This is a genomic window from Geitlerinema sp. CS-897, assembly GCF_028368005.1.
Classification (GTDB): domain Bacteria; phylum Cyanobacteriota; class Cyanobacteriia; order Cyanobacteriales; family Geitlerinemataceae; genus Baaleninema; species Baaleninema simplex.
Window position 1 is genome coordinate 1 of record NZ_JAQNCQ010000124.1, and the last position, 11,430, is coordinate 11,430.

Genomic DNA, 11,430 nt, shown 5'->3' on the forward strand with positions numbered 1-11,430 from the left:
AACACGCTCAGATGGGGTAAGATGGTGATGGCTCATTGGTTCGATCTTCAATTAGGTAATTATTCATGAAAGATCGAAGTATAGCCGATGAGCCTTTATTCGTAAACCCACCGGTGTTGCATTTCATTTTTGAATCGGCGCTGTAAAAAGCCTCATGACCTCTCCACTGCGGCCAAAGTGGCGAAGAGCTTGACGCCGAATTCGTCTTCAAATACGCCTTTTTTGTAATCGAGACTCCAGCGTTCTAACTCACAGGGATCGTTGGGATCGACGGGATACAGATATAAATCGAGCTGTTTGGCGTCCCGTTTGTATCGAGTGCGAACTTTCTCGATCGCGCCGATTTGACGGCGATCGAGGGCGATGGCCAACCGCATTAAGCCGCTTAGCTGTCGCACGAGCTGGCGATCGCGACTCGATAGGTTCGCGTAAGCATCGTGTTTCTTTTTCGGGGCGCTTTTACGGTGGTATCGCGCGAGATTGGCGATCAGTTCGATTTCGAGTTCGGTATATCCGAGGAGTTCGCCGTTGCGAATCAGATAGTACGAGTGTTTGTGGTGCGCCGAGTGACTGATATAAATTCCGCAGTTGTGCAAAATCGCCGCCGCCCACAGTAACTCCCGTTCGCTATCGCCCCAATCGTGGAGTTCTCCCTGAGTACTGTCGAACAAACTCAACGCGAAATCGGCGATGCGTTGGCTATATTCGAGATCGACGCGGTACTTTTTGGCAATTTTCAAGGTACTGCGTTCGCGCACGGAACTTTGATAGCACAGTTTGTCTTCGATCAAGCCCCGTTTGAGCATCCAATCGACGATAACCCCTTCACGCAACGCCCGTTCGCAGACGATGAGTTCTTCGGTTCCCAGCATCGACATAGCTTCTTGGAGAATCGCCGCCCCCGCGAGGATGATTTCGGCGCGGCGTTCGACCATTCCCGGAATGTCGAGACGTTCTTTGTAATCGCTTTTACGGAGTTTTTTGACCCACTTTTGCAGGTTTTTCAAACTCAGATGATAGCCGTTGAGAGGGGTCGGCGTCGAACCGAGTTCTTCGATCGCGTCCATCGTCGCCAGGGCTTCGATAGTTCCCGAGGTTCCCACGAGACGGGGCGTTTCGCCGGGTTTGAGACGAGCTTGCAATTCTTCGACGGGTCGCTCTAGCATTCCCCGCACGTACCCCTGTAGGGCAGTGTATTCAGCACTATCGATGGGGTCGGTGGTCACGAATTCCCCCGTCAGACGCACCGCACCGACTTTGGTACTGCTGAGGGTTCGCGGTTCCTGACCGTCCCCGAGGATCAGTTCGGTCGAACCGCCGCCGATATCGATGACGATGTGGGGTTGGCGATCGAGTTCCATTCCCGACAAAACACCCAGATAGATGCGCCGGGCTTCTTCTGGCCCCGAAATCAGATCGATCGACAGGTCGAGTTCGTCTTTGACCCGTTGGATGAAGGCGCGACCGTTGGGGGCTTCCCGCGTCGCACTGGTGGCGACGGCGACGATAGCTTCGACGTTGAGACTGGTGGCGATTTCTTTGCAGCGGCGTAAAGCCCCCAGAGAGCGTTCGATCGCATCGGCTTTGAGGTTTCCCGTTTTGGGATCGCGATCGCCCAAACGTACGGTTTCTTTTTCGCGGGTAATGATGGTAAATGCCGGAAGTTCGGGCTGAATGTTAACGACCACCATGTGAATGGAGTTCGTCCCGATATCGATCGCCGCGAGGACAGTATTCGACGGCATCGACGCACCGCGCGATCGAGCCATTCGGATATGATTTGTTTGTGTAATATCTACCATATTTGAGAAACCTCGAGCGATCGTGAAAGGGGACGTTCGGTTTTGTGAGGTTTGATGCCGATTCCCCTTGGCGGCAAACCGTTTCGATTTTATCGCGATCGCGTCGGGATCTACCTAATTCATCAAGCGAGTTTGCAACGGGAGAACGTCTTGACGGCATCGAATTGTTAGAGCTACAACAGCGGCATTAGTGGGGTTAAAGACGATACCGATCTCGCGATCGCCCGACTGTTGTGTGCGAAGTCCTCTCTGACTTCGAGCGACGCCAGTAGCGTTCTCCACCGAGGTAGGATTTCGCTGTCCGACAGCTCGAGCGATACTGAAGGGGTTTCTAGACCCTGCGTAAAACTGTCAAACACGCTATCCTCAACAGCGAGGTCGATCGCTGACTCGTTGTCGCAAGATTTTGTCAACAGACCCGTTACGCGGCTTCTCGCTTTCCTAGCTCAATCCGGTGTGCCACCATGTTCGACGCTGATGACATTACGGGAACTAAAATTCAAGGTCCTCAAGATTTGTTCGATATCCGAGGAACGCTGTTACAAAAAACCAATCCTTTACGAACCAAAATTTTGATTTTTTCCACCATTTATAGACGATTTGATTTTAGCGATCGTGATTGGTTGACGCTTAAAACTCAAGATCTCGATAGTTTGTTGCGTCATTTATTTGAAGCTTGCCCGACATTAAACGAACTCGAAGAACGACTCAATATTGCAGCTCGAGAACTTGAAGGAGCTGATGAAAACATCCGTTCGGTTCGGGTTTTAGTTCGCTGTTTCGCATCGTTTTACCAACCTAACCAACCTAGAGAAACATTCGACGCTCTCTCACCTTCCGAGTCTTCAGCAAACGCGTCTGCGACCTCATCTTCTAATTTCTCTTCAAATGTGGCTGAAGAAGTCGAAGAAGTCGAAGCAGAGAGGTCACTCGAGGAATCCTCCACACCGATCGAAGAGGAGGACGAAGAACCTGACGAAGAACACTCTTGCGTGTTGTGGGAAGACTCGTCGCTCGAACCGTCTGTGAATTTAGAAAACTCTTCTCCCGAAGCCGAAGCCGATCGCTCCTACTGGCGAGATTTTTCGCCCTCCCCTTCCCCGCGTCTGGCCGATCGCCTCCTGCAACATCTAGCGACCAACGATCGGGTTCGAGAACTGGTGCGCCTTCGTTCCCGCGATCTCACCGACACCATCGCTCAGGGAATCGCCGACTTAGAAGGTCAACTCGATGACGAACCTGCGTTCCTCGACGCTGAAGAACAAATTCACGTCAAACACGATGCGGTCAAATATCTCCTCGACGACCTGCGAGCCAATCTCGATCGCATGGGACGTATACTCGAGCGGCAAATTGCCGTTCACCTGTTGCACGTGACGCCCTCTCCCGCCGCCGATCCCGATTTAGCCTTTAAAGACCAAGCCCGTCGGGGTTCCCCCAAGGCGATCGCCGATTGGCTCGACCGACGTTTCAAGCATCAAGGGATTACCGTTTTAGCCACGCAAAAAGAACGCTGTCTGCACGTCTTTTTAGAACTCTCCGATATCTCCGATCCCGCAGAACTTTCAGCTACGATCCGACAAAATATCTTAGAATTAAACTTAACCACAGTCGATCGTATCGAAATTCACGGACGGAAACCAGGTCTAAATGCTGTTGAATGGACGAGAACTATTGAAATTTAATCATCGATCGAGCCTAAAACGCGTTTCGTTTTGAAACGATCGTGGAGTTTGTTAAGCTGTTTTGCAAAAGATTTTTTTATCTTTCACTATAGCAGTCCCAAATGGGTCGTCAAAACTTAAAACACCAGAAAAAATCTGATTCCCCGTTTCCCGTTCCCGATTCCCTTTTTGTCTCAATTTTGTTACACAACTGATTTAGGGTTGCTATACAATGGACGCGCGTGAAGTCTTAGACTGCTATAACACTGGAAAAACAGATTTTAAAAGCGTCAATTTATGCAACGCCAATCTTAGCTGCGCGGAGTTGATGGGAATTCATTTGAGCGGAGCGAACTTACAAGGCGTTAACTTTGCGTTTGCTTACCTCAGTCGCAGTAAATTCGATGGAGCAAACCTCATTCAAAGCAAACTAGCTGGAGCAAACCTCAAACAAGCCGATCTTCGTAACGCTCACCTGCGAGACGCCGATCTTCACGGAGCGATCTTACAACGGGCTGACTTGCGGCGAGCCGATCTCAGCCTCACCGTTCTCTTAGATGCGAATTTGTGTGGGGCGGATTTACGAAACGCCAACCTCAGTGGTGCCGATCTGCGCGGGGCTTGTTTGCGGGGGGCAAACCTGCGTTACGAGCGTCGAATGTACGATCCGGTTAACCTGCGCGGGGCGAACCTGCGTTATGCGGATTTGCGAGATATCGACCTGAGCTACGCTGATTTGACGCGGGCGGATTTAATGGGAGCGAACCTAGCGCGAACGAACCTGCGGGGTGTAAAACTCACCCAAGCGCGTCTGAAATGGACGAATCTGAGCTTTGCAACCCTGGTCAACGTAGAATTAAGCGAAGCGGACTTGCGGGGGGCGGATCTATCGAGCGCGACAATTTCGAGCGCCCGCCTCTCTCAAGCTAGACTTCAGAAAGCAAAACTGTCTCGGGCAAATTTATCCCGAACGGATTTGAGTCGCGCCGACTTGCGGGGGGCAGATTTACGGGAAGCGAACTTACTCGAAGCGAACCTCGTCAAAGCGAACTTGATGGAAGCTAAGCTCAACAACGCCAACCTCTTCGACGCCGATTTGAGTTTAGCGAAAACCCAAGGGGCAGACTTCACGGGAGCCACGCGCAACGACGAATAATCGAGACCTCCGATCGAATTCTGTTATTTTGAATAAAAAGGCGATCGAGTTGGAACGCCCGTTTCGACAAGATTTCCCCGTTCCGTTCGCGACGTTCTCGGCCATATCCTCAGCTATGCTGACACAACCGCAATCCGAACCCACTTGGAAAATTATCCTGCGTTTGCTGCGGTGGGACAAACCTGCCGGACGCCTGATTTTGATGCTTCCCGCACTCTGGGCGGTGGTTTTGGCAGCGCGGGGAACGCCTCCTATTCTCCTGATTGGCGTTATCGTCTTGGGAACGCTGGCCACCAGCGGCGCTGGATGTGTCGCCAACGACCTCTGGGATCGCGATATCGACCCGCAAGTCGAACGCACGAAAAGCCGTCCTCTGGCCTCTCGCGCCCTGTCCGTAAAGACGGGCATCGCGGTGGGAGTCTTGGCGCTACTCTGTGCGGCGGGGCTGGCGTGGTATCTCAATCCGTTTACCTTCGCCTTGTGCGTGGCCGCCGTTCCGGTCATTTTGCTGTATCCGGCGGCGAAACGGGTGTTTCCGGTGCCTCAGTTGGTGCTGTCCATCGCCTGGGGATTTGCGGTGTTGATTAGTTGGAGTGCGGTCACGGGGAATTTGCAACCGGCGACGTGGTGGTTGTGGGGGGCGACGGTATTGTGGACGCTGGGCTTCGATACGATTTACGCCATGTCCGATCGCGAGGACGATCGCAAGATTGGTATTAATTCGAGCGCCCTGTTTTTCGGGGATGCTGTGGTAGGGGCGATCGCTGTCTTTTTTGCGGGAACGGTCGCTTGTTTGGCCGCTGTCGGCGTCGCGATGGGTTTGGGATGGAGTTTCTGGGTAGCGTTAGCGTCGGCGTTTGGCGGTTGGACTTGGCAGGTGTGGCGGTTGCGACACGACGATTTACCCCGTTCGGCTTACGGGGAACTCTTCGGACAGAACGTCTGGATTGGGTTTCTGTTGCTGTTGGGGATGACGTTGGGCTGTTGGGTTTAGCGGTGGGGTGCGATCGATTACGCTTGTCCCGATCGCGTCATCCTAAGCCCAAGACGGTATAAATCGGGAACTTTATATCGCTGAACTCGACCGTCAATTTCTTCGTAGACTGACAGTAAACCGACTTCGCGGGCTAAATTCACTTGTTCTTCTAAATCCTGATCCTTCAATTCTCCGGCTTCGACGGGCGATCGACCGATCGATCTGAGGCGATCGGTTAACGGTTCGAGTTCCGTGAATTCTTCTTGAATTAACGCACTCAGCGCGGCTTCTGATACTTTGGGTAACGATTCGCTCAAAGCACGGGGACGAATGAGGGTTTTATGATTCGGTTCTTTGGACTGATTTTGAGATTCTTGGGTATATTCTCTAGTTTCCCATTCTTTGGCTTCTTGGAAAAGACGCAGTAAAAAACGAGGGCTGCGCTCTTCGTTAGCATCCGTTAAGCGATTCCAAACCCAGTTTTGAGTAAACGCTGACTTACCGCCTCGCATCCGTTCGCCAACCAAAAGATTCCAAACCTGTTTGACTTGTTCTTCTGACCAATAGTCGATATTTTCAAGAGAAGTGTTCGTGAAAATTGAGGTATATTCGAGCGTCGATCGCACGAGATTTTTAAATGTATTCGATCGCACGGCTTGTTTAATTGCAATTTTGAAAAAGTCAGTGCGGTTCGACCACGTCAGGACGATGGAACGTCCATAGAAATGGCTTTTATTTCCAAATTTTAATTGTCGCCAGATATCTTCTCGCAGCAAGATTTTAAACCGTAAATTTTGCAGGCTGTCACCAAATTCAATGACGAGAGAAAGTAAGGCTTCGATCGCCTGAGTTCGTCGTTTTCTGGCGGCGTCTCCATTGCCAAAGCTGGTGTCTAACCCATCAAACAACAGTAGAGTATTGTTACTCAGTTGACAATCGAGTTTTTGAAGCCAGTCTTGAGCCAACAATCCCAGGCGATCGAGGGATAGCAACTCGGAGACGTATTGAATGAAATCTAATTCACTAAAAACAGTTTCTTGTGGCAATTTATTGAGGCGATCTCCCAAAATACTTTGTCTGTTTTTCTTCAGAAAATTATTAAGGCTTGAATAACAAGAAATGCAAATTTCAAGCAGCCAGAAATCTCGCCAGCTTTTAGAGAGTTTTTGAAGGTCGCGATCGATTTCTTTAAATCCTTCTGGCGTAAGAATCCAAAACCGATCGTCTTTCAGGGGATTGGGAGACATCACTACAACGCGGGAGCGTCGATCGTCTTCTGTAATTCGACGAAAAATCGCTGTTTTCCCACTCCCTTTACGACCGCGAATTAACGGAATTTCAGGACGCAGGGCGCGGTTAATGATGTCAGTCGGGACGAACGTTTCTAAAAAATTTTGTTGATGTTCGGCCGTACCACTTGAAAAATTTAACTCTTCGAGAATTTGCGGTTTGAGCTGTGGTAAGTTCAATTGTTCCGATAGACGTGCGAGTTGTTGTTCGCTTCGGGTCGGTAAGAAAAATTCAATCCACTCGGCGATCGCTTCGTAATCCTTCCAAAGATCGCGATCTCCCGAAACGCCGTCGGAGGTGGCGATAACGTCGCGATAGGGAACGAAATGGGTAATTTCCGTTTCGTCGATCGCGGGAGCATCCGGCCGTTGTTCGGTAAGGCGATCGAGCCATTGGCTAATCCATTCGATCGCTCGGTGTTGATACCGTTCGACCACTTCCGGCGCTTTGCTGGCGGGAATGGGTGATACGACAAAACGCGGTTCGGGAGCCAAATTCCCAGTACGGCGGGTTCGCGAGGCGAGTAAGGCGCGAACGAGGGCTTCTGTACCCGTTTGGGCTTGAGGATGGGGAAAAAAAGTGACGATCGCCACGTCGGCGAGGTCGAACAATAACGGCGCGTTTAGCGGTGTAATTCCAGTTCGCGCGTCGAAGAGGACGATTTCGGGTTTGAACGACAAACTCGAACTGAGGCGATCGAGTAGTTCCCGTAAAGGGTTGCTGTCTTCACGATACCACGCCGCCGGATCGACGAAATTCAACAAGCGAGCGTAATTGGCATCGGGTTTTCCCGCCGGGAGACAATACAACTCGTCTAATTCCGACAGACGCAAAATTTGAGATTGCAGATCGGGATCTTCGCCGCGATCGAGCGCCACCAAAGACGGTAACACCCCCTGTCCCGGTTGAATTTCGGCTTCTCGTCCGAACAACGCCGCTAAACCCGGCGCTTCTAAATCGAGATCGACACAGAGAACGGTGCGACCCCGCCGCGCTAAAATTTGCGCGGTGTAGGCTAAAGCCGTCGATCGACCGACGCCCCCCCGCAACGAGTAAAACGTGGCAACGATGGGAGGTTCGAGATCGTCGTCGAGATCGGAGGGGAAGACGACGGTTTTGGGAATGTTTTGACCTCGCGCTAAGGCTTCGGGCCACAGGGGTAAATCCTCGAGATCGCTGTCCGTGGGCAGTTTACCCGCCCACTCTCGCTCTTCTGGCGTTAGTACGTCGAGCCATTCGATTTCCAGGGTTTCGAGTCCTTTTAAGGCAATTTGACGACGCTCGATATTGGAGCGATCGGCAAAGTTGGGAGAAATCACGACAATTCGCCAACCGGAAAACGGATCGGGTTGCACGCGAATCTCCTCGATCGCGCAATTGGCCGCCTCGAGATTGGCTTTAAGACGAGTTTTAATGTCATCTCGATTCATACCGTCGGAATCTTCTGCTGGATACCCATCTATCTCAAACCTTCGATCGCTGTGAGATTATTTCCTTCGCGAACCTTTTCGACGCATCTGGGTTTGGAGAAAGCTGCAAAGGCTTTTCGCGCCTTGTATCAAATCCTCTGTTTTTAATCCTAAATGTTGCGGGAGTTCGGTTTCATAGCGCAAACTCGTATCCCAAACATCAATATAAAACGTGCGATCGCCCCGAGAATCTCGCAAATCGTTTAACTGAAACCCACAAGCTCGCCATAAATTCCGAAGATTGTGTCCGGCTGAACCGTGGCTGGGAAAAGGCTTTCTCTGTTTTTGCAGTAACGCTTTGAGCGTACATTCAACAGCGTAGCCCGCTAAATAAACGCTGGCAACAGAGTACGGCCGCTTTTGTTGAAGGCGATCGGCATCGACAAGCCTTTCTCTTGCGACGTTTAACCAATCGTCGGAGGTATGGGGACTCATGGGAACGGGCGATCGAGTTGCCTTTGGATTCAGCCAAATTCAACCCTATTCGGACTCAATCGTTCAGATTGTCTATCTTAACCCAACTTCGCGCGGCTGTAGCTGTTCTAAACGCCCTCGCAATTTCCCCAAAAACAGATCGGCTTGCTCGAACCAAAATTCGGCGTTCCAATACACGAAACAACTGGTTTCGCACACCAACAACAATCGCTGAATTTCCTCGAGTTCTGAAGTCTCTAACTCCGACGGGTTTAACGCCGCCACCTGCTGGCTGAGTTCGTCGATTTCTCGTAAAATTCCCTGACGGCGATCGCCCTCGTTCCAACTTTGATGACCGCCAATCCACGATCCCCCTGTCGGTTTCAAACGAACTGGCGTAGCATTGTCCGGGGGATATTTCGTAATATACTCGCTGACTGTTGCCATCTCAATGTCGGGAAGTGCGGACACTTGATGCACTAAAGGAACGAAGGTATTTCGGAAATACTCGAACATCATCACGTTTCCGTTTTCACCGTCAGAAGTCGGAACGATTAACGGCGAGGTTAAAATTCCTTTTTCAGAAAACACGTGCGATCGATAGCGGATGTCGTTGAGACAACCATCTGCGTTATGGCCGCTTTGTTGGCGAATTCCCATTTCGGTATCTCGGACAACGCACAGTATCCGTTCGGTTTCGCCGTTGGCGGTAATTTCTAACTCATGAACGCGGTTTTCGAGTTCCGGTGTCGTCCATCCCTCGGGCATTTCTAAGGCGGAGGTGGGGAGAATTAGCCACTCGTAACCGCAGCGTTTGAGGGTTCGCACCAATTTTATCGCCTGTTGCGGCTCTCCAGTCATGCCCATTTCGGGCAGCCAAAAGCCTTTGACGCGCTTCAACGCCGCTTCACCGAACAAATTGGCAAAAATCTGTTTCCAAGCCAGGATTTGCGCTTCCCAATCCCGTTCGGGAGTGGCAGGAAAATAGCAATGACTGTAGGCGCTTCCAGCAAATTCGATCGCCTCGGGATAGTCTTCTAAGACGTGACGCCACAACTCGATAACGTTTCCGATGGGTTCGCCATCGACGTGCAGGTGGACGAAGGTTCCGTTATCCGACAAGTACGCCAGTTCTTCTAACAACACGCCGGAATAGTCCACCATCATTCGCGGGCGATATCCGTCTTGACTGAGTTGTTTGGCGTATCGAGCTGGATTTTTATAGGCTTGGGCAAACCATTGGGCGTTCCAGCCTTCTTCGGAATTGCGATCGCCGCTTAGCATTTTTTCGAGATTCCCCATTTGGCGGTTGTCGTACCAAATGGGCGGTTGGTGCATATGAAGCCAGGGAACGAAGTAAGCCATTGTTTTTTGATATTGCGTTTTTCTTAGGTTGAGGAACTTAAAAATATTAAGCTCTATCTCTCTAAAGTAACACTCGAATGGATTCGCCGCTGTAAAACTCCGTTTTTTTAAAGAAATCGACAGTTTTTTAGATCGAAAAATTAACACGAGTCGCGTTCGATCGCTGAGGTCGATCTAACAAAAGTTAAAACCGACATAATTTATTCCGAAAATCGATGAAGTTCTGTTAAGTTCGCCAATTCAAGTTTGAAATGCAACGGTCTCCGATCCCTGACTATAAAATACCTCAGAAGGGGTTCGATAGTCAAGAGATTTTTGAAGACGATCGTTGAGTAAATCTACTGCTTTTTCGATCGCGTCTGGTGACAAGATTTTAAAATTTGTTCCTTTCGGAAAAAAACTGTCGAAGCATTCCATTTGTATGCTCGTTTAGTCCTCGCTACCACGAATGATAAGGATTGGCAAAGTAACAGGATACTCCCAGCTTTTGAGCCAGTTCTTTGTGACCACTAAATTCCTTCCCGTTATCAAATGTCAATGTTTCCTGACGAGAAGAAGGCAGATGCGAAAACTCTTCGATTGTGACAGCATTAATGGCTTTTGCTGTTTTATTTTTGGCGAGACTCGCTACCAAAAATTTTGAAGCTTTATCCACATGAGTGACTAGAACTCCTGCATGGTGTCCGCCAATCATTGTGTCACTTTCCCAACGACCAACTTCCACTTTTAGATCGGCAATTTGAGGGCGATGTTCAATCCCAACTCGATCGGGAATACGACCCCGTTTTGAGAGAGAAACCTGACGACGACGGCGTTTTGGCCGTTCTTGCTTCAAATATTTAGAACAGCTTCCCAATCCACCATAATCGTGGTAAATCATTTGATAAATCGTTTCATGACTGACCGTTTCCTTCTCCTCTCGCTTTCGACGACCGGCTATCTGATCGGGGCTGTGATACTTTTGAAGTCCTTGTCGAATTTCTTCGACGGTTTCTTCAGAAACATTCTGAAACTTCGTCTTAGCGTTTTGACGCCTTTCTTCAGCTTTTTTTTGAGCGGTATCAGGTAAATACAAACCTTCTTCTGTGGCATGGCGTCGAAGTTCTCGAGAAATCGTTCCTTTGTCTCGACCAAGACGACTAGCGATCTCCCCCCGCGAACAGTTTTCTTGAGTGAAGAGTTTATAGATCTCAACACGCTCAGATGGGGTAAGATGGTGATGGCTCATTGGTTCGATCTTCAATTAGGTAATTATTCATGAAAGATCGAAGTATAGCCGATGAGCCTTTATTCG

General features: G+C 50.0%; 8 protein-coding genes and 1 pseudogene. 3 read left to right on the top strand and 6 right to left on the bottom strand.

Annotation, left to right across the window (positions count from 1 at the left end; genetic code table 11):
- Positions 1 to 152: 152 nt before the first annotated feature.
- Entirely contained in the window at positions 153 to 1,769 is a 1,617-nt protein-coding gene (locus POG22_RS07580) for a Ppx/GppA phosphatase family protein (protein ID WP_498904528.1), read from the bottom strand.
- 206 nt (positions 1,770 to 1,975) lie between these two features.
- The gene (locus tag POG22_RS07585) at positions 1,976 to 2,215 is read right to left on the bottom strand and encodes a hypothetical protein (protein ID WP_498904529.1); all 240 of its coding nucleotides are present in this window, start codon (positions 2,213 to 2,215) and stop codon (positions 1,976 to 1,978) included.
- Positions 2,216 to 2,266: 51 nt separating this feature from the next.
- On the opposite strand from POG22_RS07585, the gene POG22_RS07590 reads away from it, so the two are divergent.
- The 3 genes from POG22_RS07590 to POG22_RS07600 all read left to right on the top strand — a co-directional run bounded on the left by POG22_RS07590 (position 2,267) and on the right by POG22_RS07600 (position 5,616).
- Positions 2,267 to 3,487, top strand: coding sequence for a hypothetical protein (locus tag POG22_RS07590; protein WP_498904531.1), 1,221 nt, complete (start codon positions 2,267 to 2,269; stop codon positions 3,485 to 3,487).
- A gap of 211 nt (positions 3,488 to 3,698) precedes the next feature.
- Positions 3,699 to 4,622 (top strand): pentapeptide repeat-containing protein, encoded by a 924-nt coding sequence (locus tag POG22_RS07595; protein ID WP_063719637.1) that lies wholly within the window; start codon positions 3,699 to 3,701, stop codon positions 4,620 to 4,622.
- Between the two features lie 115 nt (positions 4,623 to 4,737).
- Positions 4,738 to 5,616, top strand: a complete 879-nt coding sequence (locus POG22_RS07600; protein ID WP_498904534.1) for a 4-hydroxybenzoate solanesyltransferase — start codon at positions 4,738 to 4,740, stop codon at positions 5,614 to 5,616.
- Positions 5,617 to 5,633: 17 nt separating this feature from the next.
- On the opposite strand, the gene POG22_RS07605 is transcribed toward POG22_RS07600, so the two are convergent.
- The 4 genes and pseudogenes from POG22_RS07605 to POG22_RS07620 form a co-directional block, all read right to left on the bottom strand.
- On the bottom strand, positions 5,634 to 8,318 hold the full coding sequence (locus tag POG22_RS07605) for a P-loop ATPase, Sll1717 family (RefSeq protein ID WP_498904533.1): 2,685 nt from the start codon (positions 8,316 to 8,318) through the stop codon (positions 5,634 to 5,636).
- 57 nt (positions 8,319 to 8,375) lie between these two features.
- Positions 8,376 to 8,792, bottom strand: a complete 417-nt coding sequence (locus tag POG22_RS07610; RefSeq protein WP_074171050.1) for a HEPN domain-containing protein — start codon at positions 8,790 to 8,792, stop codon at positions 8,376 to 8,378.
- 72 nt (positions 8,793 to 8,864) lie between these two features.
- A complete protein-coding gene (locus POG22_RS07615; RefSeq protein WP_063719639.1) occupies positions 8,865 to 10,136 on the bottom strand; it encodes a polysaccharide deacetylase family protein in 1,272 nt (423 codons plus the stop codon).
- Positions 10,137 to 10,376: 240 nt separating this feature from the next.
- Positions 10,377 to 11,364: pseudogene (locus POG22_RS07620) on the bottom strand (IS30 family transposase).
- Between the last annotated feature and the right edge of the window lie 66 nt (positions 11,365 to 11,430).